The sequence below is a fragment of the Candidatus Poriferisodalis sp. genome, from assembly GCF_965215815.1.
GTDB lineage: Bacteria > Actinomycetota > Acidimicrobiia > Acidimicrobiales > Poriferisodalaceae > Poriferisodalis.
Genome location: NZ_CBDCEO010000012.1, coordinates 1063123 through 1089512 on the forward strand (window position 1 = coordinate 1063123; position 26390 = coordinate 1089512).

At 66.6% G+C, this 26390-nt stretch carries 29 protein-coding genes and 1 pseudogene; 15 read left to right on the forward strand and 15 right to left on the reverse strand.

Going from position 1 to position 26390, the window contains the following annotated elements:
* The first annotated feature begins 19 nt into the window (after positions 1-19).
* Positions 20-751: a hypothetical protein gene (locus ACOOHB_RS06715; RefSeq protein WP_420444028.1), complete on the forward strand. Its 732-nt coding sequence runs from the start codon at positions 20-22 to the stop codon at positions 749-751.
* Between the two features lie 39 nt (positions 752-790).
* Here the strand turns inward: ACOOHB_RS06715 and ACOOHB_RS06720 are convergent, their stop codons facing one another.
* Positions 791-2155: a M20/M25/M40 family metallo-hydrolase gene (locus ACOOHB_RS06720; protein ID WP_420444029.1), complete on the reverse strand. Its 1365-nt coding sequence runs from the start codon at positions 2153-2155 to the stop codon at positions 791-793.
* A gap of 49 nt (positions 2156-2204) precedes the next feature.
* Between ACOOHB_RS06720 and ACOOHB_RS06725 the strand changes: the two genes are divergently transcribed.
* The 8 genes from ACOOHB_RS06725 (at position 2205) to ACOOHB_RS06760 (ending at position 9502) form a co-directional block, all read left to right on the forward strand.
* A complete protein-coding gene (locus ACOOHB_RS06725) occupies positions 2205-3344 on the forward strand; it encodes an acyl-CoA dehydrogenase family protein (protein ID WP_420444030.1) in 1140 nt (379 codons plus the stop codon).
* A gap of 56 nt (positions 3345-3400) precedes the next feature.
* On the forward strand, positions 3401-4684 hold the full coding sequence (locus tag ACOOHB_RS06730; RefSeq protein ID WP_420444031.1) for an LLM class flavin-dependent oxidoreductase: 1284 nt from the start codon (positions 3401-3403) through the stop codon (positions 4682-4684).
* Positions 4681-5556, forward strand: a complete 876-nt coding sequence (locus tag ACOOHB_RS06735) for an alpha/beta fold hydrolase (protein ID WP_420444032.1) — start codon at positions 4681-4683, stop codon at positions 5554-5556. The genes ACOOHB_RS06730 and ACOOHB_RS06735 overlap by 4 nt, the downstream gene beginning before the upstream one ends.
* 24 nt (positions 5557-5580) lie before the next feature.
* Positions 5581-5949, forward strand: a complete 369-nt coding sequence (locus ACOOHB_RS06740; protein ID WP_420444033.1) for a type II toxin-antitoxin system RelE/ParE family toxin — start codon at positions 5581-5583, stop codon at positions 5947-5949.
* Between the two features lie 20 nt (positions 5950-5969).
* Entirely contained in the window at positions 5970-6374 is a 405-nt protein-coding gene (locus tag ACOOHB_RS06745) for a helix-turn-helix domain-containing protein (protein ID WP_420444034.1), read from the forward strand.
* Positions 6375-6492: 118 nt separating this feature from the next.
* A complete protein-coding gene (locus tag ACOOHB_RS06750) occupies positions 6493-7620 on the forward strand; it encodes a hypothetical protein (RefSeq protein WP_420444035.1) in 1128 nt (375 codons plus the stop codon).
* Between the two features lie 473 nt (positions 7621-8093).
* Positions 8094-8684: a hypothetical protein gene (locus ACOOHB_RS06755; protein WP_420444036.1), complete on the forward strand. Its 591-nt coding sequence runs from the start codon at positions 8094-8096 to the stop codon at positions 8682-8684.
* A complete protein-coding gene (locus tag ACOOHB_RS06760; protein ID WP_420444037.1) occupies positions 8681-9502 on the forward strand; it encodes an alpha/beta hydrolase in 822 nt (273 codons plus the stop codon). Before ACOOHB_RS06755 ends, ACOOHB_RS06760 begins: the two co-directional genes overlap by 4 nt.
* On the opposite strand, the pseudogene ACOOHB_RS06765 reads toward ACOOHB_RS06760, so the two are convergent.
* The 5 genes and pseudogenes from ACOOHB_RS06765 to ACOOHB_RS06785 all read right to left on the reverse strand — a co-directional run.
* A pseudogene (locus ACOOHB_RS06765) lies at positions 9503-9844 on the reverse strand (alpha/beta hydrolase fold domain-containing protein); the annotation flags it as partial.
* Positions 9744-10043, reverse strand: coding sequence for a hypothetical protein (locus ACOOHB_RS06770; RefSeq protein ID WP_420444038.1), 300 nt, complete (start codon positions 10041-10043; stop codon positions 9744-9746). The pseudogene ACOOHB_RS06765 and the gene ACOOHB_RS06770, both read right to left, overlap by 101 nt.
* The gene (locus ACOOHB_RS06775) at positions 10033-12333 is read right to left on the reverse strand and encodes a penicillin acylase family protein (RefSeq protein WP_420444039.1); all 2301 of its coding nucleotides are present in this window, start codon (positions 12331-12333) and stop codon (positions 10033-10035) included. Before ACOOHB_RS06775 ends, ACOOHB_RS06770 begins: the two co-directional genes overlap by 11 nt.
* A gap of 38 nt (positions 12334-12371) precedes the next feature.
* Positions 12372-13286, reverse strand: a complete 915-nt coding sequence (locus ACOOHB_RS06780) for a TIGR01777 family oxidoreductase (RefSeq protein ID WP_420444040.1) — start codon at positions 13284-13286, stop codon at positions 12372-12374.
* Between the two features lie 68 nt (positions 13287-13354).
* Positions 13355-14137, reverse strand: coding sequence for an enoyl-CoA hydratase/isomerase family protein (locus ACOOHB_RS06785; protein WP_420444041.1), 783 nt, complete (start codon positions 14135-14137; stop codon positions 13355-13357).
* 181 nt (positions 14138-14318) lie between these two features.
* Here ACOOHB_RS06785 and ACOOHB_RS06790 point away from each other — a divergent pair, with 181 nt between their 5' ends.
* The 5 genes from ACOOHB_RS06790 to ACOOHB_RS06810 all read left to right on the forward strand — a co-directional run bounded on the left by ACOOHB_RS06790 (position 14319) and on the right by ACOOHB_RS06810 (position 16923).
* Positions 14319-14549: a ribbon-helix-helix protein, CopG family gene (locus ACOOHB_RS06790; protein ID WP_420444042.1), complete on the forward strand. Its 231-nt coding sequence runs from the start codon at positions 14319-14321 to the stop codon at positions 14547-14549.
* A gap of 6 nt (positions 14550-14555) precedes the next feature.
* Entirely contained in the window at positions 14556-14987 is a 432-nt protein-coding gene (locus tag ACOOHB_RS06795) for a TA system VapC family ribonuclease toxin (RefSeq protein ID WP_420444043.1), read from the forward strand.
* Positions 14988-15178: 191 nt separating this feature from the next.
* Positions 15179-15946, forward strand: coding sequence for a DUF169 domain-containing protein (locus ACOOHB_RS06800; protein ID WP_420444675.1), 768 nt, complete (start codon positions 15179-15181; stop codon positions 15944-15946).
* Between the two features lie 74 nt (positions 15947-16020).
* The gene (locus ACOOHB_RS06805) at positions 16021-16428 is read left to right on the forward strand and encodes a VOC family protein (protein ID WP_420444044.1); all 408 of its coding nucleotides are present in this window, start codon (positions 16021-16023) and stop codon (positions 16426-16428) included.
* Between the two features lie 51 nt (positions 16429-16479).
* On the forward strand, positions 16480-16923 hold the full coding sequence (locus ACOOHB_RS06810; RefSeq protein WP_420444045.1) for a rhodanese-like domain-containing protein: 444 nt from the start codon (positions 16480-16482) through the stop codon (positions 16921-16923).
* Positions 16924-16965: 42 nt separating this feature from the next.
* Here the strand turns inward: ACOOHB_RS06810 and ACOOHB_RS06815 are convergent, their stop codons facing one another.
* Entirely contained in the window at positions 16966-17514 is a 549-nt protein-coding gene (locus tag ACOOHB_RS06815; RefSeq protein ID WP_420444676.1) for a DsbA family oxidoreductase, read from the reverse strand.
* A gap of 476 nt (positions 17515-17990) precedes the next feature.
* Positions 17991-18302 (reverse strand): helix-turn-helix domain-containing protein, encoded by a 312-nt coding sequence (locus ACOOHB_RS06820; protein WP_420444046.1) that lies wholly within the window; start codon positions 18300-18302, stop codon positions 17991-17993.
* 250 nt (positions 18303-18552) lie between these two features.
* Here ACOOHB_RS06820 and ACOOHB_RS06825 point away from each other — a divergent pair, with 250 nt between their 5' ends.
* Positions 18553-19809, forward strand: a complete 1257-nt coding sequence (locus ACOOHB_RS06825; protein WP_420444047.1) for an acyl-CoA dehydrogenase family protein — start codon at positions 18553-18555, stop codon at positions 19807-19809.
* Between the two features lie 99 nt (positions 19810-19908).
* On the opposite strand, the gene ACOOHB_RS06830 is transcribed toward ACOOHB_RS06825, so the two are convergent.
* From ACOOHB_RS06830 to ACOOHB_RS06860, 7 genes are all read right to left on the reverse strand, one after another.
* On the reverse strand, positions 19909-20301 hold the full coding sequence (locus ACOOHB_RS06830) for a type II toxin-antitoxin system VapC family toxin (protein ID WP_420444048.1): 393 nt from the start codon (positions 20299-20301) through the stop codon (positions 19909-19911).
* 15 nt (positions 20302-20316) lie between these two features.
* On the reverse strand, positions 20317-20580 hold the full coding sequence (locus ACOOHB_RS06835; RefSeq protein ID WP_420444049.1) for a type II toxin-antitoxin system Phd/YefM family antitoxin: 264 nt from the start codon (positions 20578-20580) through the stop codon (positions 20317-20319).
* Between the two features lie 56 nt (positions 20581-20636).
* Entirely contained in the window at positions 20637-21059 is a 423-nt protein-coding gene (locus ACOOHB_RS06840) for a MaoC/PaaZ C-terminal domain-containing protein (RefSeq protein ID WP_420444050.1), read from the reverse strand.
* A gap of 82 nt (positions 21060-21141) precedes the next feature.
* Positions 21142-21681: an FAS1-like dehydratase domain-containing protein gene (locus ACOOHB_RS06845; RefSeq protein ID WP_420444051.1), complete on the reverse strand. Its 540-nt coding sequence runs from the start codon at positions 21679-21681 to the stop codon at positions 21142-21144.
* A gap of 114 nt (positions 21682-21795) precedes the next feature.
* Positions 21796-22626: an alpha/beta fold hydrolase gene (locus ACOOHB_RS06850; RefSeq protein ID WP_420444052.1), complete on the reverse strand. Its 831-nt coding sequence runs from the start codon at positions 22624-22626 to the stop codon at positions 21796-21798.
* Positions 22627-22630: 4 nt separating this feature from the next.
* A complete protein-coding gene (locus ACOOHB_RS06855) occupies positions 22631-23926 on the reverse strand; it encodes an O-acetylhomoserine aminocarboxypropyltransferase (protein ID WP_420444053.1) in 1296 nt (431 codons plus the stop codon).
* Positions 23927-24015: 89 nt separating this feature from the next.
* On the reverse strand, positions 24016-26376 hold the full coding sequence (locus ACOOHB_RS06860) for a xanthine dehydrogenase family protein molybdopterin-binding subunit (protein WP_420444054.1): 2361 nt from the start codon (positions 26374-26376) through the stop codon (positions 24016-24018).
* Positions 26377-26390: the final 14 nt, after the last annotated feature.

Sequence of the window (26390 nt, forward strand, 5' to 3'; positions counted from 1 at the left end):
CTTCGGTACTCTCAACTAGATGTCGAATCCTCTGCGAAGGGCGACCGCCGTGCACCAACTCGACTCCCGCTTCGGAGGCAACACCGTTCGTTGGCGTGCGCTCGCCGCAGCCCTGGCTGCTGCGCTGCTGGTCAGCGCCTGCGGTTTGCTCAGCGACGACAGCACCGATGCGACCACGACTACTGCCGCTGACGACGGGTCTATGTCCGACACAGGGACCGATACCCCCACGGTCGTCACGGCCGCGCTGACCACGACAGCTGCTGGTGACGGCATGTCCGAAGAGGAACCGTCAGGTCCCAGCGTGACCACCGAGTCGACGCTCTCGACAGCAGGACTGGGGCCCGTGCAGATCGGTCACTCCCTGGAAGACGCCCGTGAAGCCGCCGGCGCGTTGATGATTGCAGTGCCGGGCGGCAGCGATGCCTGTCGCTACTACACCGTCCAGAACGGTCCCGAGGGTGTCCGGTTCCTTGCCGTCAACTCGGAGATCGTGCGCGTCGACATCGGGTCCGGACCGATCACGACCATCTCGGGCTACGGCGTCGGCTCCACCCGGAGCGAGATCGTCGAGGCCTTCGGCGACCGGATCGAAGACGGGCCCGGGCTCTCGGCGATCCAGTACGTGCCAGTCGACGCTCCCGACATCGACAAGCGAGTCGTGTGGGAGATCAACGAGGAAGGCGTGGTCATCTCCCTGCGAGCTGGGCGCCTGCCGCACATCGAGCCCCGGGTGGCCTGCACGGGCTGAGCGCACCTGCGCTCCGGAAACTCGAGTCCGCGGCTCGTCTCAACTGGCGACGGCGTCACCCAGGTTCTTGACGATGTCGATCCACAGCTGCGTCGTGAGCGCCAGCGAGTCGATGTCGACGCGCTCGTCGTTGCCATGGAAGCGCAGCATGAAGTCGCTGGAGTTCACACGGTCGCTGAACAGGCCTGCCCCGTAGGCCACGGCACCCTTGTGACGGAAGAATCGGGCATCGGTCGCACCGACGATCAATGAGGGAATGAGGGGCGCACCGGGATGCGCCTTGGCCATCAGCTCGCCGAGCAACTGCCACATGGGTGTGTTCGTCGGCGAGAAACTTGCTGGATCGTCGTGCAGGTGCTCGATCTCGACTTCGTCGAACAGATCGCCGAGCGCCGCCCGCAGGTGCTCGTCGACCGCTGTGGGATCGCCCGGAGCCGTGCGGATGTCGATCTCGATTTCGACTCGGTCGGGGATGATGTTCGTCTTGTTGCCGCCGGCCACAACGTTGGGGCTGAAGGTCGTATGGCTGCATGCATGCAGGTGCCGCGCCAGTCCCGGGGACGACATTCCCGCAACGGTGTCGTAGACCCGGGCCGGGTCGAGAAGCGCCTCACGAGTCTCGTCGTCGACGGTCAGCGTCGAGACCTGGTGCTGCCACATCTCGGTGAGACGCGGCGCCGGCCGGTACTCCCCGATCCGGCGGACAATCTCGGCCGCCTTGAGCAGCGCATTGTCGGTGCCGAGGGGCATCGAGCCGTGTCCCGGCGTGCCTCGCACCGTCAGCCGTCGCCATCCCAGGCCCTTCTCGCCTGCAGCGAGCGTGAGCTTGGTCCCCTGAGGCGTGTGGGTGGGCATGCCGCCGAACTCGGTGAGCACGTAGTCGCAGGCGATGGCATCCCAGTGGTGCTCGGCCATCCACTTTGCGCCGTAGGTGCCACCGGCCTCCTCGTCGGCCACGCCGAAGTAGATCAGATCGCCCTTCGGACGGAAGCCGCTCTCGGCAATGTGGCGGAAGGCCACCGCCATCGAGGAGGTGAGATTCAGCATGTCGACGGCTCCACGTCCCCACACTTCGCCGTCCACCAGTTCGCCCCCGAAGGGATCCCGGCTCCAGCCGTCGGGATTGACGGGCACCACGTCGGTGTGTCCCATCAGGCAGAGCTTCGGTGCTGCGGGGTCGGTGCCCTCGATGCGAGCGACCATCGAACGACGCCCCGGCTCCGACTCGAAGCGCTCGACCTGGACACCCGGGCCTTCGAGGTACGTCTGCAAGAGGTCGCTGTTGCGTACCTCTTCACCGGAAGCGACGGTGCCGTCGTTGACGCAAGCGTTCCGGATCATCTGCTGGAGCAGATCGACCGTCTGGTTCGTCAATGCGGGGTCAGTGTGGCTCAAGTCACCCATGGGGGCGATGTTAGGACCGCGTTGGCACCTCACGGCTACCGTGACGTCAATGGAGACCGAATCTGAGGAAATGGGGACCGAGACGAGTCTTGACGCCTTCCGCGCTGAGGCCGTGCAGTTCCTGAGCGAGGCCGTTGACGCCGGTGAAGCCTGCCCTGCCTACGGGGCCATCCTCGTGCCGGCATTGCACGAACGCGCACGCCGCTGGCAGAGGTATTGCTTTGACCACGGCTGGGCCGGGTTGCATTGGCCCGCCGCCTTCGGCGGCCGCGGGCTGAGCCAAGACCGCACCGGCGTATGGATGGAGGAATGCGAGCGTGCGGGCGTCGCGCCGTACCTGAATCTGCAAGGAATCGTGCTGGCCGGCGAGGCCATCATGCGCACTGGTACCGACCCCCAACGCGAGCAGTTCCTGCGTCCCACCTTGACCGGCGAGATGCTGTGGTGCCAGCTGTTCAGCGAACCTGGCGCCGGGTCTGACCTCGGCGGGCTCGGAACCTCCGCGGTGCCCGACGGCAACCGATTCGTGCTGAACGGGCAGAAGGTGTGGTCGTCGAACGCGCAATTCGCCGAGTACGGCATCTTGATGGCGCGTACTGAGCCAGATGCCCCCAAGCACCGCGGCATCAGCTTCTTTCTGCTCGACATGAAATTGCCCGGCGTCGAGGTGCGACCGATCCAGCAGATGACCGGTGACCGCGAGTTCTGCGAGGTCTTCTTCGACGAGGTCTCGATGCCGGCCGACGCACTGCTCGGTGAACGCGGTGGCGGTTGGGGAGTTGCGATGGCTGTTCTCGAGGACGAGCGAGGCGGTGCGGGCGCCTCGGGTGTCATCAGCCTCCGCAAGCGCCTCTCGAAGATGATCGAGGCTGCTGGCGACGCCGGACCGCTGGGGAGGCAGTCGCTTGCCGATCTGGTCGCCCGCGGGAGCGCCTTGGCCGCGCTTATGGAACTGCACGGCGCTGATCCGCGCATGGCTCCAGTGGCAAAGCTGGCGAACAGCGAACTCGGCTACGACGAAGTGGAGATAGGTGCCGGCCTGCGCGGCGCCGACGCCATGCTCGCTGGGACCGAGACCGAAGCATTTTTGTACGCGCCGGGGATGCGCATCGCGGGTGGTACCAGCGAGATTCAGCGCAACATCATCGGTGAGCGGGTGCTCGGCCTGCCGCGCGAACCTTCCCCGTAAGGTTTGCGGATTGTGCCAGCGTGGTGAGCCATCACCGCGAACGGAGGTAACCCCACATGACCGTGAAGTTCTGCTGGTTCAACCTGATGCCCTGGCCCGACCTGCCCGACGACTTCAAGACCGAGCACCGGTCTGTGTGGGTCGACATCGACGGGTCGCTGTTCGATCCTGAGCGGGCCAATGGCGTCTACCACGAGTACATGGACCAGCTCGAGTTCGCCGACGAGCTCGGCTTCGACGGCATCGGCGTCAACGAGCATCACCAGAACGCCTACGGCATCATGCCGAGTCCCAACATCATTGCTGCAGGCTTGGCGCGACGGACGTCACAGGCCGCCATCTGCGTGATCGGCAACTCCATCGCTCTGTACAACCCGGCGCACCGTGTCGCCGAAGAGTTCGCAATGCTCGACTGCCTGAGCGGCGGCCGGCTCGTCGCGGGCTTCCCAGTCGGCACGCCGATGGACACGAACTTCACATACGGGCAGATCCCAGCGCTGACCCGCGAGAAATACTACGAAGCCCACGACCTAATCATGGAGGCGTGGACCAACCCTGACGTCTTCGCGTTCGACGGCAAGTACAACCAACTGCGGTACGTGAACTGCTGGCCGAAACCGATCCAGAAGCCGCATCCGCCGATCTACATCCCAGGCGGCGGCTCGATCGAGACGTGGGACTTCTGCCTCGAGCACGAATACAACTACTCGTACCTCAGCTTCAACGGCTACCTGGCGGGTCAGACCCTGATGGACGGCTACTGGAACCGGGTTTCCGAAATGGACAAGAGCGAGACGCCCGGTCGGGCCGGTTTCGCCCAGATCATCTGCACTGCCGCCACCGACGAAGAGGCCGAGGAGCTCTACAGCGAGCACATGCTGTACTTCTTCAACCGCTGCCTGCACGTGTTCCCCGGCTTCGCCGACCCGCCCGGCTACCGGACGGTCAAGACCATCCAGGCCGGCAAGCTCGACCAGTTCCGCAAGGAGAACCAGGCCCTGTTCAAGCGACTCACCTGGAAAGACCTCGTCGAAGGCGGATACGTGATCGCCGGCTCGCCCGACACGGTGCGCGAGCGCATGGAGGACATGATCAAGCGGCTGCGCGTCGGCACCGTGTTCTGCCTGCTGCACATGGGGAACATGCCCGACTGGAAGACTCGCTATTCGAGCCAGCTGTTCGCCGAGAAGGTCATGCCGGGACTGCGCGGCATCTGGGGCGACGAGTTCGCCGACGCAGAAGACTGGTGGTGCAAGCCGATGGCCGAGCGGGTGCGTCCCGAGGACACCATGGCCGACGCCCGCCGCTACCCCGAGATGCCCAAAGGGCCCGCGGCATGAGCGCAACCGAGACAGCGCCGGCGCTGGCCTTCGAAGAATTCGTGGTCACGACGCGGCGTTCGGTGACCGCTCCTGTGCGTATCTACGAACCGGCCAGCGACGGCACGTCTGCGACTGCGACTGTTCTGGCGCTGCACGGGGCTGGGGGCTGGATGCCAGCCGAACCGGTGCTCGACGGTCTGGCTGCCGCGGGTTTGCGGGTGGTGGCGCCGGTGTGGCCTGCATGGAGCGAGCACACCGACGAGGACCGCCTGTCCGACATGGCCGACTTTGCTCTGCACGGCTGGGACGTGGCCACCGAGATGGGTCTGCTCTCGGGGGGTGCAGCCGGCGGCCTGCACCTGATAGGCCACTCGATGGGCGGCATGATCGCTGCGGAGATGGCAGCGCTGGCACCGCAGTCGGTAGGGCGAATGGCCTTGCTGTGCCCCGCAGGGATGTGGCTGGGTGATCATCCGATCCCCGACATCTTCGCCATGCTGCCCTACCAATTGGCCGAGGTCCTCTTCGCCGACCCGTACGTGGGCGAAGAAGTGCTGACCGGCGGCGCCGACTTCTCCGACAACGAGACGCTGACCCGGTTCATGGTGGCCCGGGCCCGCCAGCAGGGCATGGCCGGCAAGATCCTGTTCCCGATCCCCAACCGAAGGTTCTCCGAGCGGGCGTACCGCGTGACGGTGCCCACACTGCTGGTCTGGGGCCGCCAGGATCGGCTGATCCCGCCAGCCTATGCAGACGCCTGGCAGCAAGCGCTGCCCGATGCCACTGTTGAACTGGTCGACGGCGCCGGTCACATGCTCCCGTACGAACAGCCAGCAGCCGTGGTGGCGGCCGTCACCGCCCACCTGCACAACAGAAGCTTGCTCTTATAGAAGATCTATCTTATATTGATTGGTGTGTGGGAAGTTGAGTACACCGATGAGTTCGAGCACTGGTGGCTCGGGCTGACCGAGGCACAACAAGAAGCGCTCGACGATCGAGTCATGTTGTTGGCCGAGGTTGGTCCGGGTCTCAAGCGCCCGGTCGTTAGTGACATCAAGGCCTCACGTCACGCCAACATGAAAGAACTGCGTGCCTCCCAAGGCGGCGCACTTCGAGTGCTGTTCGCTTTCGATCCCCGCCGTCACGCCATCTTGTTGCTCGGAGGCGACAAGAGCGGGCAGTGGAAGGACTGGTACCGAACGGCGATCCCCGCAGCCGACGACCTCTACGACAGCCACCTCAAAGAACTGGCCGAACAAGGCGCCCTCGACGATGACAGTTGAAACCAGAAAGGACCCAAGCCATGCCGTCGACCACTAGCTACCGCAAGCTCCACGACCAGATCGCGGCGCGCCCCGGCGCAGCCGAGCGCCTCGCCGCGCTGCGCGAAGAGACGCACAGCGATATCGGGCTCTACGAGCTTCGCCGGGCTCTCGATCGGTCGCAGACCGACCTCGCTGTTGCCCTCGGAATCTCTCAGTCAGCGGTCTCGCAGCTCGAGCGCGGTGATGACATCAGGGTCTCGACTCTGCGAAGCTACATCGCCCGCCTCGGCGGCAAGCTCCGGCTCGTAGCAGTGTTCGACGACGGCGACGAGCAGACCGAACTCCCGATCGAGGTCGGCGCCGGCCGGCGAGCAGCCAGCCGCACTCACGGCACCCCGCAGACGGCGACTGCCCAAGGGGTACCGGACACAACGGCGGGATGAACATCGAATCCTCCTGGGCATCTGCGGGCCATTTTTTGTATCGGGGACGTGAGCGTCTGTCGCACCGGCAGAACTGGACGGCATATCGTTACCGAGCCGTCGAACGGGGAGACCGCCAATGCCTGACCGCGGCCGACGATGGCTCACGGTGCTACTCGCTGCGGCGCTGGCGTCGCCGCTTGTGATGCCTGTGTCGGCAGCGGCGCAGACGACTGGCGCGTATCTCGACGGTGCTGAGCCGTGGACTGAATCGGATTGCGCCGGTGATGTGCCGATCGTGGTGGGCGCTGACGCCAAGGCGCAGTCGGACATCTACAGCGCTGTCACCCTCGCCGGGGTCATCGGCACCGATTGTGTGATCCTGGCCGGGCCTCGCGACGCGGACATAACAACCGAGCAACGGGCACGCCTCGACGCTGCTGCTGGGGACGGGTACGTGGTGGGCGGCGTCGCCGCGGTGCCCGAAGCGAAGCTCGCCGGTCGCGACATGACACGCCTCGCGGGTGCGGACCGCTGGGCCACCGCGCAGCAGGTCGGCAGCCAAGCCCGCTCGCTCGCCGGGGGCACGGAGCCCGCAACGACCACCGTGCCCGACACGACCCTGACAGCACCCGCCGACGTGACGGCGCCCGGTGTGTTTCTCGACGGCGCTGAGCCGTGGATCGCATCCGATTGCGCCGGTGATACCCCCATCGTGGTCGGCGCTGACGCCAAAGCGCAGTCAGACATCTACAGCGCCGTCACTCTCGCCGGGGTGCTCGGCACCGACTGTGTGATCCTCGCCGGACCCCGCAACGGGGCGATGCCCGCCAGCCAGCAAGCCCGCCTCTACGCTGCCGCCGCAGGCGGGTACGTGCTCGGCGGCACCGCCGCAGTGCCGACCGCGAAGATCGCCGGTCGGGACATGACACGCCTCGGAGGCGCTACCCGCTGGGCCACTGCGCAGCTCATCGGACGCCGCGCCAGCGGAGACACGACCGCAGGAACCCCCACCACCGACGAGACAACCACGCCAGACGAACCCACCCCCGCCACATTCACCGCGGTGTCCGCAGGCGGCAGTCATTCGTGCGGGTTGCGCAGCAACGGGTCGGTGACCTGCTGGGGCAACAACTCTGGGCAAATGGTTGTGCCGTCGGGCTCGTTCACCGCGGTGTCCGCCGGACACAACCATTCGTGCGGGGTGCGTAGCGACGGCTCGGTGACCTGCTGGAACTGGTGGTGGGTTGTCGAGTTGCCGGCGTGACTCGTGTGAGTGCTATTTCTCAGGCTCGCTACCCGCCGCGTAGCTAGGCGCTCTGGCGTCGTGCGGGCCACGGGCGGATGCGCGTAGGTGCGAGCGGCGTCGGCTCGGGCGGTTCACTCACGGGCTGTATGGCACCGCCCGCCCCACGCCTCGGGGCAAGGATCGGGGAGGAGGGGCCTAGCGCTACTTGTATCGGCCGGTTCCGGGCCGATACCGGCCAAGCGTGTGCATGCAAGACCCCCTCGCCGGTGCCGTCCCGTCGTTCATGGAGTTCGTGAGCGTCTCGTCGGTTCCCGCACAGCCGGGGACTCACACGCTGCGCCACAAGCCGGGCCGTTCGCGATCGTCACGGGGACCGAACCCTGCACGCTGTAGGGAACCGATAGGGAACGAAACGGTGCAAAGCTGTCTGACCTGCGGGTTTTGACTACTCGTACCTCAGCTTCAACGGCTACCTGGCGGGTCAGACCCTGATGGACGGCTACTGGAACCGGGTTTCCGAAATGGACAAGAGCGAGACGCCCGGTCGGGCCGGTTTCGCCCAGATCATCTGCACTGCCGCCACCGACGAAGAGGCCGAGGAGCTCTACAGCGAGCACATGCTGTACTTCTTCAACCGCTGCCTGCACGTGTTCCCCGGCTTCGCCGACCCGCCCGGCTACCGGACGGTCAAGACCATCCAGGCCGGCAAGCTCGACCAGTTCCGCAAGGAGAACCAGGCCCTGTTCAAGCGACTCACCTGGAAAGACCTCGTCGAAGGCGGATACGTGATCGCCGGCTCGCCCGACACGGTGCGCGAGCGCATGGAGGACATGATCAAGCGGCTGCGCGTCGGCACCGTGTTCTGCCTGCTGCACATGGGGAACATGCCCGACTGGAAGACCCGCTATTCGAGCCAGCTGTTCGCCGAGAAGGTCATGCCAGGACTGCGCGGCATCTGGGGCGACGAGTTCGCCGACGCAGAAGACTGGTGGTGCAAGCCCATGGCTGAACGGGTGCGTCCCGAGGACACCATGGCCGACGCCCGCCGCTACCCCGAGATGCCCAAAGGGCCCGCGGCATGAGCGCAACCGAGACAGCGCCGGCGCTGGCCTTCGAAGAATTCGTGGTCACGACGCGGCGTTCGGTGACCGCTCCTGTGCGTATCTACGAACCGGCCAGCGACGGCACGTCTGCGACTGCGACTGTTCTGGCGCTGCACGGGGCTGGGGGCTGGATGCCAGCCGAACCGGTGCTCGACGGACTGGCCGCTGCGGGCCTGCGGGTGGTGGCGCCGGTGTGGCCTGCATGGAGCGAGCACACCGACGAGGACCGCCTGTCCGACATGGCCGACTTTGCTCTGCACGGCTGGGACGTGGCCACCGAGATGGGTCTGCTCTCGGGGGGTGCAGCCGGCGGCCTGCACCTGATAGGCCACTCGATGGGCGGCATGATCGCTGCGGAGATGGCAGCGCTGGCACCGCAGTCGATAGGGCGAATGGCCTTGCTGTGCCCCGCAGGGATGTGGCTGGGTGATCATCCGATCCCCGACATCTTCGCCATGCTGCCCTACCAATTGGCCGAAGTGCTCTTCGCCGACCCGTACGTGGGCGAAGAAGTGCTGACCGGCGGCGCCGACTTCTCCGACAACGAGACGCTGACCCGGTTCATGGTGGCCCGGGCCCGCCAGCAGGGCATGGCCGGCAAGATCCTGTTCCCGATCCCCAACCGAAGGTTCTCCGAGCGGGCGTACCGCGTGACGGTGCCCACACTGCTGGTCTGGGGCCGCCAGGAAAGCAGCTGCTTCAGCGAGCGCTTGGTCGGCTTCTGGCAATGCGTGGTAGTGCCACGTGTGCCACAAGCCTTCCCACAGGTCGAGCGTGATGTCCACGCCGACGCCTGATGCACTGCGCTGGAATTCGCGTACCTGTGACACGAGCGACTCGGTGGCCGCCGCTTGCACGAGCACCGGGGGCAGCCCGGAGAGCTCAGCACGCAACGGCGACAGGCGAGGGTCGGCTGGATCGGCATCGCCGACATAGGAAGCCACCAGCCTGCTCTCATCGCTTGTGCTTCGCCGGTCATCGTTGGGGAAGTGATCGAGCAGCGGGCTGAACAGCACGATTGCGGCCGGGGGCATCCCGTCAGCGGCGGCAATAACCGCAGCGCTGAGCGCGAGCGCTCCCCCCGCCGAATCGCCTGTGAGCCCAACGGGCGTTCCGCTGCTTGCGAGCGCCCGGTACACCGCCGATCGTCCCTTGCCGGTGAGGCACAGCCGCGTCGTCGTCGGTGCCCCAGAGGGCGTTGGTCTCGGTACGCCAGCGCGCGACGGCGGCGAAGTCAGCCAGGTCGGGCATCCGCACTGGCACTGACGGCTTGCGTCGGGCCTTGTACGCGGCGGCCTCGGGCGACAGCTCGTGGCGACGGATCTCCCTAGATCTCACGGACGTCGACCGACACGGCTTCCACCGCTTCGGGGCTGTAGGACATCGGGATCAGCTCGCAGTCCAGCCACGCCTGACGCTGGTCGAGATCGTGGCCGCTGCCGCGAACCCCCGACACGCCGTGCGGCACCACCCAGCCGGAGCTGTCCCAATCGTCGAGGTCGAATGCGTACCTGGCGACCGAACCGTGAATGGCCCGCTCACCGGTCTCAGGCGCGGTGCCACCCTGGCGGACCGTGTCGCCGTCGCCCGCGCAGCCATCGACCGGAGGATGCAGGTCCCGTGCGGCCGTCAGCGCCGAGGCGAGCGGGTGCGGCGATGCCATGCGGTGCACCCTTCCCCAGGTCCACGACTGCGGATCGTCGCCGAGCCGCTGGGTCAGCTCGGCCGCGGTTTCGTCGACGCAAGCGCTCGCCGCCATGCGCCGCGCGATGGGATTGTCCAGCCCGGGCACCGCGTCGAGATTTCGCTCGCAGAGCATGCGCACGGCTGCCCCGGCGGCCATGCGACTGGCCTCGGCGGCAGGCGGCCACCCCGCTGCGCCCAACTCCGCTCCCGCAATGCCGAGCCGCTCGATGATCGCCTCGATGAGCCGTCGCTTGATGACCGAGTAGACGGTTGCGGCTGCCGAGTCCGCAGTCATGCGCTGGTCCCAGTCAGCCAGCATGTCGAGCAGCGTATGTGAGAGCTCATGGCCGCACTCCACCGCGTACTCGTTGATGAGATCAAGCACCTTGGGCGCGACGAGCGAGGTCACGTCCGAGTGGATACGGCTCATGTCCGCCACCGTGGCGCCGGTCATCGCCGCCAGCAGCTCGCTGATGCGGTCGTGGCGGGCCGGACCGGCGAAGTCCAGCGAGATGTAGGGGCCGCCGTCGGCGGTGCGATTGTTGGCCGTGACGAGGAAGCCTCGCTCGGGGTTGGCCCAGTGCGGCAATTCTTCGAACGGGACGGGTTGGCGGCCGTCCCATGCAAACTCGTCGGTACCCGGCACCGGGGTCCAGCGGCTCGCAGGCGAGCGCTCGACGACCCGACCCCGGATCTTGAAGGCAATGGCGCCAGCGCGGTCGGCTGTCAGCAGGTTGTTCACCGGCAGCACCCAGGGCCGCACCGCTTCGATCAGCTCGGCTGTCGAGCCGGCGACCAGCATCGGCCACAAGGCGTCGAACGTCGTGTCGGGACCGAACATGCCGGTCCACTGCAACGACAGCGCGACCCCGTCGGAGGGGTCGCCGAGCACGACCGGACCCCTCGGCGTGGACCCGCAGAGCATCTCGACAGTTCCCTCGCCCCGGATGTCGAGCGTCTCGCTCCGCCAGGGCTCGCCGAGCGACGCGCCTGCCGCGAATCGCTCCACGAAGATGTCAGTGTCGTCGCACATGCCGTGGGTGATGCCCCAGGCCACCTCGGCGTTGTGCCCGAAGTGCGGGAAGCCCGGCACGCCGGGGAATCCCATCCCGATGGCGTCGAAGTCATCGCAGCTCAGGTGGCACTGGTGGTACACGTTCGGGAATTCGATGCCTCGGTGCGGATCGCCTGCCAGCAGCGGCTTGCCGCTGGCGGTGCGCTCACCGCTCAGCGCCCACGAGTTGGACGCCCCATCGGAATCCATTGCCGCCGCCAGCGCCGCCATATCGGCTGTGCTTGCATCCAGCAGCGTGGCCGCATCGGCGAGCAGGTGGGGAGGCGGCCCGTCGCCGGGGCCGTGTCGACGCTGCCCGTAGCCGGGCACGATGGCTGTATCGGCCTCGACATCCCCGACGATCGCCATCACCGCCTCGGGTCCGGCTTGGGCCATGATCCGCCCCCGCCACAGCTTGCGGGTGAGGGTTCCCATGAAGATGTGCCGCAGCTTGTAGACGGCCACGCAGTGCCACGGCTCCCACACTTCGGGCGGGGCGAGATGGTGTTCGAACTCATCGGGCAGGGCGTCGGCGTGCTCGGTCAGCCATCGGTTCACCCCGTCGGCGTAGGCCTCACACATCGCCTTCGTGCGCGGCTGCAACGCCGAATAGTCCTCCTGTGCGATGCCGGAGAGCCCCAGCCTGCGGAAGAAGGCGTCCTCACGCGCCCCGGCCATCCCGACGACCTCGGCCCAGCGACCCAGCGCCCGGCGCCGATCCCATTCCATCTGCCAGATCCGGTCGTCGGCCGCCACCCAGCCTTGTGCCGTGAAGGCTGCGTCGGCGGACGGGGCGTCGACGTGGGAGATTCCCCACCGATCACGCCGGATCGTCACTCCGAGCGCGCCAGGGGCGTCGCTGCTGCCCGAACCTCTGCGTTGCGCCATGGCGGCAACGCTAGGACCCCTGAAGTCGCTCGTGACCGCTAGAGCGCTCTCGCAAGTGCGCCGTCAAGCTCGGGATGTGTGAACTCGAATCCGTCTTCGGCGAGCGCGTCGGGGATCGCCCGGGTCGAGTCGAGCAAGAGTGCTTGGCCCATCTCGCCCAGCGCAGCCCGGATGGCGAACGGCGGTGCCGGCATGAACGACGGTCGACCCAGAGCGCCGCTCAGGGCCCGTTGGAAGTCGCTCTGGCGGACCGGGTTGGGGGCCGTCAGGTTGAAAGCGCCGCTGGTGTCACTGTCGATGAGATGTCGGATGGCCCGGACCTCGTCATCGAGGCTGATCCAGCTCCACCACTGGCGACCGTTCCCCAGCGAGCCACCGGCACCGAGCCGGGTGATGCGCGACATGCGCTCGACCGACGCCGCTCCGCGCCCCACGACGAGACCGGTTCGGATGCGCACGAGCCGCACCCCGGCGTCAGCGATCGGCACCGCGGCACGCTCCCAGCGCTTGCAGACCTCGGCCAAGAAGCCGTCGCCGGGCAGCGACCGTTCGGTCAGCTCCTCGTCACCACGGTTGCCGTAGAAGCCCACAGCAGAGCCGCAGACGAACACCGAGGGTTTGGCATCGAGCTTGCCGACCGTGTCGGCGAGCAGCTTGGTGGAATCGACGCGGCTCGACACGATCGCGGCCTTGCGTCTGTCGGTCCACCGCCCCCCGATGCTCTCCCCCGCCAGGTGGACGATGGCGTCAAGCCCTTCGAGCGCACCGGCGTCGATCGTCCCTTTGGCCACGTTCCAGACGACCGTTTGCCCGGCGGCTTCGTTCTCGCTGCCTTCGACGGGCGCGGGACCGGGATTTCGGGACACCCCGACGACCTCGTGGCCGTCAGCCCGCAGGCTCGCTGCAAGCGCTGCGCCGATCAGCCCACCAATGCCCGTGATCGCGACTCGCATGTCATTCATCATGTCGCGCCCGGCAACCCCGCGAGGTCGCAGCGAGCGATGAGGCGCTGTGGGGAGCGCTAGCGGCCCTGGAAGTTACCGGGGCGGCGCTCGGAGACGGCCGCCATGCCTTCGCGGGCGTCTTCGCTGCCCGAGAGGCGCAGCTGCTCGGCAGCCTCGCGCTGTGTGATCTCGCGGACGCGGTCGCCGAGGCCGAGTCGCAGCGTGGCCTTGATGGCCCGAACGGCCAGCGGGGCGTTCGCTGCGATCTCGCGAGCGACTTCGATGGCGCGGTCCAGTACCTGATCGGCAGGCACGCACTCGTCGGCGAGACCCAGCTCGACTGCCTCATCGCCCTTGTACCGCTTGGCACCCAGCAGCACTTTGGCAGCGCGTTCGGGTCCCAGCAGGGCCGGCATCGTCACGCTCATGCCGAATCCCTGGTGGATGCCCAGCGAGGCGAAGTTGGCGCAGAAGCGAGCTTCGGGGCAGGTGATGCGGATGTCGGGCACCATCGCCAGGCCCAGACCGCCACCGATGGCGGGACCCTGGATCGCCCCCACGATGGGCAGGGTCACGTCGAACAACCGCCCCGAGCCCTGGTACAGATGCAGCGTGGCGTTGCCGCCGACTTTCTCTTCGGCGCCGCCGCCGACCCCTTCGCCGCCCAGGTCGGCACCTGCGCAGAACGAGCGACCCTCGGCGGCCAAGACCGCGCAGCCGATGCCCATGTCGTCTTCCAACTCGACCAGCGCGTCGGCGATGTCATGCACCTGGCGGTAGCTCAGGAAGTTGTGCGGCGGTCGATCCATGATCACCAGACCGACACGTCCGTCTCGCTCGACCCTCAGTCCGTCTGCCATGTCGCGAATGCTCCTTCGCATCGGCGGGCAGTCGCCCGCTCCGATCCGGCCCGCCAGTGGTGGGTCGGCGCGCCACGCTAGTGCCGCTGCTCTCGCCGATTCCGGAGTCGGCCCCCAGAGTGGTGCCCTGGATTTTGCACGTACATGCTGAATTTGCACACTTGCGTGTTAGTTTTCTTGCATGCGCACGACCGTCGAATTCGATGAGGACGCGGCGCGAGCGCTTGACCGATTGCGCCGAGAAACCGGCATGGGGGTATCCGAGGCCGTCAACCATCTCGTTCGCCGCGGGTTAGCGGCTGAATCGGCGAGTGAGCCCTTCGTCCAGAAGACCCACCCGCTCGGCATCCGCATCGACGTGAGCAACGTGGCCGAGGCCATCGACCTGCTCGAAGGCCCCCAGTCCAGGTAGCTGCCGGTGCTCGTCGATGCCAACGTCCTGCTCTATGCAGTCGACGAGCACAGTCCCTTCCACCCCGCAGCGAGACCTTGGCTCGAAGACGCGCTGAACGGACCGCGTCGTGTCGGGCTTCCGTGGCAGTCTCTGACTGGGTTTCTGAGGATTGTCACCAACCCCCGAGCGGTGCCCAATCCGCTCTCGCCCGCAGCGGCATGGGCCTTTGTCGAAGCCTGGCTAGACGCCTCGAGCGCATGGATTCCTGAGCCCGGCAAAGGGCATCGCGCCATCCTCGGTCGGCTTGTGCGTGAGCTGCACCTCAGCGCCAACCTCATTCCCGACGCTGCGCTCGCTGCACTGTGCATCGAACATGGCTTGGCAATCGTCTCAGCAGATTCCGACTTCGCGAGATTTGCCGAACTGAGCTGGATCAACCCGATCGCCAACGCTTGACGCTGCGAGCCGTGGCTGCGCCGGTCGCAAGTCAGCGCAGTCGGCGGCTCACGCTCATGGTCGCCGAACTAGCGTGACCTTGTGAATTCGGCTGACCTGAGAATCGGGAAACAACAGGTCAGCCATACCCGAGGGGGGCAGCCGTGACCCAGACCGATGTGGCCGACGCAACGACCGAGACCGCAGCGCACGTGCGAACCGAGTCGATCGACTGGGACGATTTGCTTGCGCGCCTGCAGGCTGTGCTGCGGCTGCGCACCACTGCGATCGGCATGAAGCTCTTCGAGACCGTTGAAGACATGGAGGCCGTGCCGCGGGTTCGTCGCCCGAACGCCATCCACACCACCGACCAGATCGTGGGCATGGCGTGCCGCCTCAACTGGACGGTCGGCTTCACGATGGATGATCTCGTCGGCGCCCAGTGCGGCGCGGTCATCGGGCTGCATCCCCAAGACGACAATTGGTTGTCGGGCGACCGCATGGCCGGGGTGTGGTACGAGACGCTGGAAGATGCCTCAGCCCACCAGCACGCCATGGACTTCGTGCCCTACGGCACTTATGAGGCAATGGTCGTCTCGCCGCTGTCGTCGAAGCGGCTCGATCCGCCCGATGTCTGCATGATCTATGCCACACCGGCCCAGATGATCATCTTCATCAACGGCCTGCAGTGGCGGGAGTACAAGAAGCTGGAATGGGGCTGCGTCGGCGAGTCGGCTTGCGCCGACTCGTGGGGCCGGGCGCTGCGCACTGGAGAGCCAAGCGTGTCGATCCCCTGCTTCGCCGAGCGGCGCTACGGCGGAGTGATGGAAGACGAGATGCTGATTGCGCTCACACCGGAAGATCTCGTTGTCGCTGTCGAGGGCATGGAGGCGCTGGCACGCAACGGCTTGCGCTACCCCATCCCGACATACGGCATCCAGACCGACGCCCGGGCGGGCCTGGGCGTCAGCTACGACTGAGGACACGAGACCGGCCCGCACGTCAGAGATCCGCCAAACACCCCCTCCAAGCCAGCAGAAAGACAGGGAACAACGTGGCACTGCAACCGACCAAAGAGGGCTTCGACCTCGGCATCGTCACCAGCAACGGCGACGAGATGCTCGCGTTCTATCGCGATGTGCTCGGGCTCGAATTCGAAGCAACGCTCAACATGGAGAAGGTGGGCATCGCCCAGATGCACCGACTGTGGGCGAACAAGAGCCTGCTGAAACTTGTGGTGCCCGTCGCTGAAGTGCCTGCCGGGGCTACCGGGGGCATCACCGGTGCGACTGGCCTGCGCTACTTCACGTTCAACGTCGGCAACTTCGAAGAGGTCATGACCGCGTGCGAGGACGCCGGAGCCAACATCATCTGGCGTCGGCTCGAAGCGCGGCCTGGCGTGGTGGTCGGGATGGTCGAGGATCCCGACGGAAACTGGGTTGAGTTCATCGACAACCCCTGAACCTAGGCTTGCGGCGCACGGCGACGTTGGGAGCGTTGGGAGCGTTGAATTGTGCCTGAACCACAGCGCAAGACAATCCACGACCTGCTGGCGGAGGCGCGCGCCGGGCTGGACCGGGTCTCGCCCGCTGAGCTTGCCGTGCTGCTGGAGGCTGGGGCTTCCGTCGGCACCGGCCAGCTGCGCGTCATTGACATCCGATCGCGGGATCAGCGCGAGGCCAACGGCATCATCGAGGGCTCCGAGCCCATCGACCCCTTGGTGCTCGAGTGGCGCATCGACGGCGCATCAGGTTTCGCCGAGGGCACAGCAGCCGACTTCGACGACCGCTTGGTCATCGTGTGCAATGAGGGTTACAGCTCCAGCCTCGCCGCCGCTCGCCTGCAGGACCTGGGGTTCGGCAACGCCACGGACCTCGACGGGGGCATGGCCGGCTGGAAATCCCACGGTTTGCCGGTACTCCCGCCGCCCACGACGGGCACCGGTTCCGACGGCTGACGAAGCGGGGCCTCGGTAGCCGCGGAAACCCGCGAGGCGACCTCAGCTCGTGCCAGGGGCAGGCCGCTCGCGCAGGCGCCCGATGACGTCGGCCATGAATTCGTCGTCCTGCGCTCCTGGAATGACAAGCCGCCCATCGAACAGCCAGCTGGGCGTCGCGCTGATCCCCCACTCATTCGCCCGGGCCATCGAGGCACGCAGAGCCGGCAGCAGCTCGTCGTTGGTCACGACGCGCCGCAGCAGGTCGGGGTCGATGGCCACATCGGACGCGAGCTCGACAAGCACCTCGGGATCGGTGACGTCGAGTTCGTCCTCCCAGTAGGCGGCATAGAGCCGGTCGTGGTAGCGCTCGGCAGCGTCGGGGTCTGCGTGCTCGACTGCCAGCGCCGCCTGGTGCGCCTTGGCACTGTTCCGCAGGCGCTTGGGAGATACGAAGCGGATGCCCTCGGCTTCGGCGAGTGCCGCCACCCGATCGAATCCTGAACGGACCTCGACGCCCTCCGCCGGCACCTCGGGATGGATTTCGTAGGCAAGCCAGGTGATTTCGAGGTCGTGACGCTCAGCCAGTTGGACCGCCCGGGCCCGGGCCAGATGGCACCACGGTCACAGATAGTCCGACCACACCAGCACCGACATCGAAGTTGGTATCGACATTGCGCTCACCCCCAGTGGTCATCCTCGCACACGGCCCGGCGGCGGCGATGGGCGACCGGTGGCTTGCCACATGGGGTCGCGGGCAGGTCGATGATCGCCTGTGGCAAAGGCTCGCAGGGCTCGAAGCACGACGTATGGAAAACGCCGACCCTCAAACGTCACGTTCGGAGCCGCCGATCCGCCTGCGCGAGTAGCTCGGTCTAGCGGGCCTCGTGAGACAACTTCCGGCGTTCAGTCCAAGAAGCGAATCTCGTCGCCAAAAAGCCCCACATCAGTATCCCGGGCAGATTCAGGACCAGGTCCCAGACATGTTCGCAACAAGAACGAAAAGCAGCGCCGCGACCAGTACGACGAGTACGACGATGACAGGGACGATTACGAACATGAACGCGGACCAGTCAGACAACTGAGGCTCAAGACGTCCGCTTGGAGCCAAGAATCAACATGTTCTGCACCGCGGCAGGCTCTTCATTGAGCAACGCAAGCAAGACTCGGGCCGGTCCATGGGGACGCCGACGTCCCTGCTCCCAGTTTCGAACGGTTCCCGGAGCTACGCCGATGCTTCGGGCGAAAGCCACCTGAGAGAGTCCTGTGCGCTCCCGAATCTCTCGGACGTCCGGCTCGGGTATCTCGATCTCGTGAACCACGAAACCGCTGCGCTCTCCATCCAGATACGACTTCGCATCGCAGAGGCCGCTCATGATCTTGTCAAAGGCGGTATTCATTGCGAATTCCCGTCGTCGGATCGAATCTGGATCGCGGGTCGCAAGATAGGTAGGCGCCTCCACGACCGCTTGAAGGCGTTCGTCCACAGCCGATGGTATGCGCTGAAGGCGCACCATCACTCGCATCGTCTTGTGCGGGACAGCCGGAGCCCATGGAGAGCGCAGCCATCGATGCAACGCGTCCATCGCCGGTGAGTCGTCTGCCTAGCGGCCCGGCGGGGGCTATGGGTGGGCCAGTAGTTTGCCGCGCATGGAATTCACGATCCCCGCCGACATCGCGCAGCTCCTCGACGGCTTGGACACGTTCATCACCGACGTCATCAAGCCCATCGAGAACGAAGACGACAACATCCGCTACTTCGACCACCGCCGCGAAGACTCACGCACCGACTGGGAGCGCGACGGACTGCCCAACGCAGAATGGGAAGCGCTGTTGGGCCGCATGCGCAAGGAGGCCGACAAGGCGGGCTTCTTGCGCTGGCACCTGCCCAAGCGCTTCGGCGGCAGCGATGGGACGAACCTGGGCATGGCGATCGTGCGCGAGCACCTGGCGCGGCGCGGCCTCGGGCTGCACAACGACTTGCAGAACGAGAGCTCGATCATCGGCAACTTCCCGACCGTGCTGATGATGGAGCGCTACGGCTCACTCGCCCAGCAAGAACATTGGATTCCCCAGATGCTCGAGGGCCAGGCCCGCATCGGCTTCGGCCTGACGGAGCCGCTGCACGGCTCGGATGCCACCTGGATGGAGACCACTGCGGTGCGCGACGGCGACGAGTGGGTCATCAACGGCGAGAAGTACTGGAACACCGGGCTGCACCATGCCACCCACGACTACATCTTCGCCCGCACCTCGGGGAACCCTGGCGAGGGCCACGGCATCACCTGCTTCATCGTCCCCACGGACTCCCCCGGTTTCAAGGTGGAGGAGTTCATGTGGACGTTCAACATGCCGACCGACCACGCCCACGTCCGGCTCACTGACGTGCGAGTGCACAACGACGACATTCTGGGCGACGAGGGCCGCGGCCTGCAGACGGCGCAGCTGTTCGTGCACGAGAACCGGATCCGCCAGGCGGCCTCGTCGGTGGGTGCCGGCTTGCACTGCATCGACGTGGCCGTGGATTACGTGAAGAACCGCACCACGTTCGGCAAGCCGCTGGCGCAGAACCAGGCCATCCAGTTCCCGCTGGCCGAGCTCTACACCGAGGCCGAGATGATCCGGGCGCTCATTTGGAAGACCGCCTGGGAGATGGACGAGGGCGTCGACCATATGGAGATCACCGACAAGGTGGCCATGTGCAACTACCGCGGCAACCGGTTCTGCTGCGACGCAGCTGACCGAGCCATGCAGAGCTGCGGCGGGAACGGCTACGGCCGCCACATGCCGTTCGAGCACATCTACCGGCACCACCGCCGATACCGGATCACCGAGGGCTCAGAAGAGATCCAGATCCGCAAAGTGGCCGGAAAGCTGTTCGGCTTCGCCCAGAGGGCGAAGAGCTAGCACAGCGCAGGGCGGGCCAAGGGCTAGCACAACGCCGGGCACGCCTCGGGCTAGCGGGACCGGTTGGAGACGAGCGGATGCAAGACGAGGCGCCAACAACTAACGCGGAGAAAATGTCGGAATGCCCGCGTCTTGCGCAGCGCGGGCAAGCCTCTCGTCGTACGTGACGAATCCATGGAGGTCGTCTCCGAGATCGACCGCAGTCGCAAGATGCAACGCCTCAAGACTGCGCAGCTCCGGTGGATCGAGGATGGCTGCGCGCTCCAATCTCGCCTGCGTCACACGGACGAATGTCACCGAGCCGAGCAGGTGCTGGGCGCGACCCGTGAATTCGGGCGCGTAGCGACGTACAGCTCTCATGACCTCAAGACGCGCGAGGTCAGACGAGACTGGAGGCTCCTGCTCGTGGCTGAGCCAATCTGTGAGCGCCGCCGACTCGGCCTCGCGGACGACAAGTTTGACCAGTGCTGAGCTGTCGCAATAGTTCGCCACCAACGATGCTCAGACTCAGTAGCGCTCTTCGGCCCGCATTGCGATGATTGCAGCCGAGAGGTTCGGGCCCGGAGTTGGCGGCGGAAGGTCGGCGAGGTTGCCTTGCGCAGGTGTTGCTTCGCCAGACGCAATCAATTCTTCTAGACGCGACCTGCGGATTGGGGTGAGCTTCGCTACCGGTCGGCCTCGATTCGTTACCGTGATCTCCTCACCGGCGGCTGCGCGTGATACGACCTCCGACGCATTCTGCTTGAGCTCCCTGATGCCAACCTCAGCCATGTTCTACATTGTAGCACAATGAGGTCGCAGACACGATCTGCCCGCGCCGGATTTGGTCAGTCGTCGAGGCGGGCGGTGGCCTGACCAGTCAGGACTGCTCGGTCGTCCTGGTTCGTCGTCGTGATGGTGAGATCGGCCAGCTTCTGGCCGTCCTCATCACGGATGTCCGCGACCTCGGCCGTCGCGGTGAGGGTGTCCCCGGGCCACACCTGGTTGGTGAACCGAACGCCGTAGTAGGTAAGGCGCCCGTCACCCACGAAGTTCGTGACCATGCGGCCAGTCATTCCCATGGTGAGCATCCCGTGTGCGAACACCGTCGGGTAGCCCGCCACCTCGGTGACGAACTTCTCATCGGTGTGAACGGGGTTGTAGTCGCCCGACGCCCCTGCGTACTGCACGATCTGGGTGCGGGTGAGATCGTCGACGATCTCCTCGGAATAGCTGTCTCCGACGCTGAGCTGCGATGCACTGAGTGCCATGTCTGCGTGCCTTTCTGCGATTCATGTGTGACTGGCGGCAATGCGCCAGTCGTCGATCTGTGCTCTTCGGGTTATCTCCGACCTAGTCGTCGATGACCTTCTCGGTCACGACGCCGACGCCCTTGGCCGTGATGACCAGCTCGTCGTCTTCGTCGCGGTACTCGGTCACTGCCTCGGAGAACTTGAGAATGCCTGCCCGCCTGGACTGCTTCTCCCACTTCTCGCCTTCGTAGGTGACCGTGTGGAGCACGTCGCCGGGCTTGAGGTGCCGGTGATAGGTGAAGTGCTGCTCGGCGTGCAGGCCGCCCGCTGCGGAACCCGATTGTTTGTCACCCTCGCGCTCGTCGGCGGCTTCGGTGCCATCAGCTTCGGAAAGATCGCGTACCAACGTGCCCGACGCGGTGCGGCCGCTGCCGAACCACTTCTTGTCCGGCTTCGGACGCAGGAAGTAGTCCGCGTCGAATTGGGCGCTGGACTGCGCGAACGTCGGCGGCGCGATGATCGAGCCGACCTCGGTGCCGGCCGCATACTCAGCGTCGCTGTAGATCGGGTTCGTGTCGCCGATGGCCCGCGCAAACATCAGGATGTGCGAGGCCTCCACGGGAAATCGCTCGACTGCCATGTCTGGCTCCTCTCGCGGCTTCTCGATTCAGGATGCCGCCGCCACATGATGGCAGCCGCGCGCGGAGCGCGCACAGGAGCACAGCCGACGTCGAGCCCAGGGTTTGCGGGAGTTCTATGCCAGGGCGGCCGCGAGCGCCGTTCGCACCGCGGCCGGATCCTCATTCATCATCATGTGGCCGGCGCCAGCGAGGTGGACGACGTCGGCGTTGTCAAAGTCGGCAATGAGCGGACCGGCGGCCCGTGGCGGGGTCATCTTGTCCTCGCTGCCCACGATGACCGTCACCGGACACCGCACCCTTGCCGCCACATCACCGGCGCCGTAGGCAGCGCATGCTGATAGGTCGGCGTGGATGACGCCGTTGTCGGCTCGTTCGAGCAGGGCGATTCCGCCGCCCAGCATCCACAGCCCCGGCGTGGGATTCGTCGCGATGTGCGCTCGGCTGCCATGCCCCCACGACGTCATCAGCTCGGGCGCGAGCAGCTCATTGCGCTCGGCGGCGCCGAGCAGCGCTGGATGGACTGGCATCGCGGCGGCGGTTCCCAACAGGACGAGCCGGGCAACCCGGTCGTGGTCGGCAGCAGCCACTTCGGTGCAGATCAGCGAGCCCATCGAATGACCCACCAGCCGCACCTGCTCGCATTCGAGCCGTTCGGACACGGCGGTGATCGCCTCACCGAGCCAGGCAGCCATCTCCGAAACCGAGCTCAGCGGCTCGCCGTCGCTGAGACCGTGGCCGGGCAGGTCGACGGCCAGGGGCGTGAAGCCATGATGTGCGAGCCACCGCGTCTGCAGCTGCCACACGGTGCGATTCATGCCTGCGCCGTGCACGAGCATCACCACCGGCGCGTCGGCCGCTAACGCAGCGCTGGGTACAACTCCCCCGGTCGCAACGCCAACCGAGTGAGATCCCACTTCGAGCGAGAACGATTCAGTAACTGCCACCGGCTCAGCCCTTCTGCGAGGCGCGCAGGGCGCGGGACAGGTCCGAGATGATGTCGCCGGGGTGTTCGAGTCCTACCGACAGCCGCACCAAGTCTTCGCCGACTCCGGCAGCGGCGAGATCTTCGGCGCTCATCTGCTGGTGCGTGGTGCTTGCGGGATGGATCACGAGCGTCTTGGCGTCGCCGACGTTGGCGAGGTGTGACGCCAGTCGCACTGCCTCAATGAACCGACGTCCGGCCTCGCGCCCGCCTTCGATGCCGAAGCTCAGGATCGCTCCTGCCCCCTTGGGCAGCAGGCGCTTTGCGAGCTCGTGGTCGGGATGTGTCGGCACCGAGGGATGGCTCACCCAGCTGACGGCATCGTGGGACACCAAAAATTCGACGACTAGCTCTGTGTTGGCGACGTGCCGGTCCATCCGGATCGGCAGCGTCTCTATGCCCTGCAGTAAATAGAACGCCGTGGCGGGGCTCATGGCCGCACCGAAGTCGCGCAAGCCTTCGGCCCGGGCCCGCATGGAGAGTGCTTGGGGTCCGTACTCGTCGGCGAACGCGATTCCGTGGTAGCCGGCGTACGGCTCGCTGAGGGTCGGGAACTTGCCCGAAGCGGCCCAATCGAAGCGCCCGCCGTCGACCAACACACCGCCGATCGCGATGCCGTGCCCGCCGAGGAACTTGGTGGCACTGTGCATCACGATGTCGGCGCCCAGTTCGATCGGCCGCATCAGGTGCGGCGTGGTAAATGTGGCGTCGAGCATCAGCGGCAGGTCAGCCTCATGAGCCACCGCGGCCACAGCAGAGACGTCGAGCACCTCGATGTTGGGATTGCCCAGCGTTTCAGCGAACAGCACCTTGGTGTTGGGCTGAATGGCGGCACGCCACGCGTCGAGGTCGCGGGGATCTACGAAGGTCGTGGTGATGCCGAAGCGGGGCAGTGTCAGGCTCAGGATGTTGTGCGTGCCGCCGTATATGTTGCGGCTTGCCACGATGTGGTCACCCGCGGAGGCGATGGTGGCGCACGCAAGGTGGAACGCCGCCATGCCGCTGGCCGTGCAGACAGCGCCGACTCCCCCTTCGAGGGCTGCGATCCGCTCTTCGAGCACCGCCACAGTGGGGTTGGATATGCGGCTGTAGATGTGGCCGGGGATCTCGAGGTTGAACAGGCTGGCGGCCTGATCGGTGTCGGTAAAGCTGAACGAGGTCGTTTGGTAAATCGGCACTGCGCGCGCGCCGGTGGTGGGGTCAGGGCGCTGACCGGCGTGCAAAGCGAGTGTGTCGAAGTGCAAGAAATCCGGCTCGACCATGGGTGCCTCCCCTTTGGTGCGCGAGAACTCAAGTATCCAGCATGCGGGCGCGGGTGCCACCGGGGCGCGCTGCGTCGGGCCAGAGTCGGTCAGCTGACGGCAGCCTCGGCGGCTCGGACCGCCTCCCAGACGCGCTGGGGCGTGACCGGAATGTCGACGTGGGTCACCCCCAGGTGGGCAAGTGCGTCGATGACCGCGTTCTGCACTGCCGGCGGAGCGGCGATGGCGCCGTTCTCACCGATGCCGCGGGTGCCCAGCTCGTTTCGGTCGGTCGGTATGCCGAGCCGGGCCGTGTCGATAGGTGGCACGTCTGCGGCGGCCGGGATGAGGTAGTCCATCAGCGTGGTGGTGCGTGGCGTGCCGTCCGCGTCCCATTGGGCCGCTTCCATGAGCGCTTGGGAGATGCCCGCGACGGCTCCCCCGTGCTGCTGGCCTTCCACCGAGGCTTCGTGCAGCATGCGGCCGCAGTCATCGACCGCTGCGAACGCCAGCAGCGTGACACGGCCGGTCTCGGCATCGACTTCCACTGCTGCGGCGTGGGTGCCATAGGGATGGGTCGGACCGCCGCGCTGCTCATCGACAGTGGCGCTGATGCCCCCGGGTGCCGCCGCTGCAATATCGGCCCAGGTCGTCAGCCGGGACGGCACCCCAGCGACATGAGCGCCGTCGGGCGTGACCTCGATGTCGTGGGGGCTTGCTTCCAGCAGCTCGCCTGCCACTTCGCAGATGCGGGCCCGCAGCTCAGTAGCGGCGGCGGCGATTTGGCTGCCCAACACCGACGCAGTGCGGGAACCGCCGGTGACACCGCCGAACGTGGACGTCGCCGAGTCGGCGTCGTTCACCCGCACCGCGCCTTCGGCGATCCCGACCCTGGCGCTCGTGATCTGCGCCCACAGGCTGTGATGGCCTTGGCCGTGACCGTGGCTGCCGCATGTGACGAGCACGCTGCCGTCGGCACCCAGCTCCAGCGAGGCGTAATCGGGATCGTCGCCGCTGCCGGCCGTCTGGCTGTAGCAGCCGTAGCCGACGCCAATGAGCGCCGTGCGACCGGCGGCGGTCCGGCGTTCGGCGGCGAGTGCCTGCCAGCGAGGTGCGTCGATGAGCTCCTGCGCAGTCTCGAGGGCTCGGTGCGGGTCGCCGCTGTCGATGGTGACGCCGGTGCCGGTGTCGAACGGCAGCTCGCCGGCACCGATCAGGTTGAGGCGACGCACTTCTACGGGGTCGAGGCCCAGCTTGCGAGCGCCAGCGTCGATAGCCCGTTCGAGGGCGGCGTTCACCTCCGGCTGGCCGGCGCCGCGGTACGCCCCTACCGGCGGCGCATTGGTGACCGCAGCGCCGTAGCGGTAGCGCAGCCGGGGCACCCGGTACATGCCGGTGCTCTGGCGGTAGCTCGCCCCGGCCAGCATGGGGGCCATGTGCGGATAGGCCCCGGCGTCGCACCACATCACCACGTCGATGCCCGAGATGCGGCCTTCGGCATCGAAGCCCATGCGGATGCGGTGACGCTGACCGCGCCCGTACGGCATCGAGACGAACTGCTCCTGGCGGCTCTGCACCCAGCGCACGGGGCGGCCCAGCAACTGCGCGGCACGGGCAACCACGAAGAATTCGGGCATCGGGTCGCCGCGGCCGCCGAAACCGCCACCGACCCAGGGCTCACGTACTCGAACGGCGGTCGTGGGCACACCCAGCAGGCGGCGGTACAGGTACGGAGCGCTGTGCACTCCCTGGCCGGTGCTCCAGATGTCGAGCTCGCAGTCCGGCGACGCGCCGTCAGCGAGCGGCGTGCCGCGGATGAGTTCGAACGGCGTCGCCACGATCGCACACGGCTCGATCGGCACTGAGCTGAGCCGATCGTTCTCGCACACGAGTTCTACGACCGCCGCAGCGTCAGCGCAAGGGTCGTCGCCGGGCACACCAGCGAGAACGGTCGAGACGTCGAAGCGGGTCGGCTCGGACACGAAGCCGCCGCCATCTGGCGGATCCAGCGGGCGCACCACGTTGGTGCCCGCATCCGGGTAGAGCAGGACCTCGTCGGCAGCTGCCTGCTCGGCGTCGATGACCGCCGGCAGTTGGTCGATGTCGACGGCGACCAACTCAGCCGCATCGAGTGCTGCGGCCGGTGACACAGCCAGCACGACGGCAACCGGCTCGCCGGCGAATCGCACCCGCCCGTCAGCGAGCAGCGGCCGGGCCATCGTCCCGCCCATCGTCGTGGCGCGGTAGTAGTCGAGCGGCGCGAGTCCCAAGGCTGGGGCATCGAATACCGCAGCTACCCCTGGCGCCTGCTGTGCCTCTCGCAGGTCCACGCTCCGCAGCTCGCCGTGAGCCACCGTCGAGCGCACGAACGCTGCATGCAGGCAGCCTTCGGGAACGGGCAGGTCGGCGGTGTAGGTCACCGTCCCGCGCAGCATCGGCAGGTCTTCGGACTCGAGCCGGGCGGTGCTCATGGCGTCACCGTAGC

Bases quoted from the DNA above. Each gene is read 5' to 3' on its own strand.
- ACOOHB_RS06735 (WP_420444032.1), top strand. From the start codon at position 4,681: ATGAGCGCAACCGAGACAGCGCCGGCGCTGGCCTTCGAAGAATTCGTG.
- ACOOHB_RS06720 (WP_420444029.1), bottom strand. From the start codon at position 2,155: ATGGGTGACTTGAGCCACACTGACCCCGCATTGACGAACCAGACGGTC.
- ACOOHB_RS06860 (WP_420444054.1), bottom strand. From the start codon at position 26,376: ATGAGCACCGCCCGGCTCGAGTCCGAAGACCTGCCGATGCTGCGCGGG.
- ACOOHB_RS06835 (WP_420444049.1), bottom strand. From the start codon at position 20,580: ATGGCTGAGGTTGGCATCAGGGAGCTCAAGCAGAATGCGTCGGAGGTC.
- ACOOHB_RS06840 (WP_420444050.1), bottom strand. From the start codon at position 21,059: ATGGCACTCAGTGCATCGCAGCTCAGCGTCGGAGACAGCTATTCCGAG.
- ACOOHB_RS06760 (WP_420444037.1), top strand. From the start codon at position 8,681: ATGAGCGCAACCGAGACAGCGCCGGCGCTGGCCTTCGAAGAATTCGTG.
- ACOOHB_RS06790 (WP_420444042.1), top strand. From the start codon at position 14,319: ATGCGCACGACCGTCGAATTCGATGAGGACGCGGCGCGAGCGCTTGAC.
- ACOOHB_RS06785 (WP_420444041.1), bottom strand. From the start codon at position 14,137: ATGGCAGACGGACTGAGGGTCGAGCGAGACGGACGTGTCGGTCTGGTG.
- ACOOHB_RS06745 (WP_420444034.1), top strand. From the start codon at position 5,970: ATGCCGTCGACCACTAGCTACCGCAAGCTCCACGACCAGATCGCGGCG.
- ACOOHB_RS06730 (WP_420444031.1), top strand. From the start codon at position 3,401: ATGACCGTGAAGTTCTGCTGGTTCAACCTGATGCCCTGGCCCGACCTG.
- ACOOHB_RS06755 (WP_420444036.1), top strand. From the start codon at position 8,094: ATGGACGGCTACTGGAACCGGGTTTCCGAAATGGACAAGAGCGAGACG.
- ACOOHB_RS06780 (WP_420444040.1), bottom strand. From the start codon at position 13,286: ATGCGAGTCGCGATCACGGGCATTGGTGGGCTGATCGGCGCAGCGCTT.
- ACOOHB_RS06820 (WP_420444046.1), bottom strand. From the start codon at position 18,302: ATGAATACCGCCTTTGACAAGATCATGAGCGGCCTCTGCGATGCGAAG.
- ACOOHB_RS06750 (WP_420444035.1), top strand. From the start codon at position 6,493: ATGCCTGACCGCGGCCGACGATGGCTCACGGTGCTACTCGCTGCGGCG.
- ACOOHB_RS06855 (WP_420444053.1), bottom strand. From the start codon at position 23,926: ATGGTCGAGCCGGATTTCTTGCACTTCGACACACTCGCTTTGCACGCC.
- ACOOHB_RS06725 (WP_420444030.1), top strand. From the start codon at position 2,205: ATGGAGACCGAATCTGAGGAAATGGGGACCGAGACGAGTCTTGACGCC.
- ACOOHB_RS06845 (WP_420444051.1), bottom strand. From the start codon at position 21,681: ATGGCAGTCGAGCGATTTCCCGTGGAGGCCTCGCACATCCTGATGTTT.
- ACOOHB_RS06825 (WP_420444047.1), top strand. From the start codon at position 18,553: ATGGAATTCACGATCCCCGCCGACATCGCGCAGCTCCTCGACGGCTTG.
- ACOOHB_RS06775 (WP_420444039.1), bottom strand. From the start codon at position 12,333: ATGGCGCAACGCAGAGGTTCGGGCAGCAGCGACGCCCCTGGCGCGCTC.
- ACOOHB_RS06715 (WP_420444028.1), top strand. From the start codon at position 20: ATGTCGAATCCTCTGCGAAGGGCGACCGCCGTGCACCAACTCGACTCC.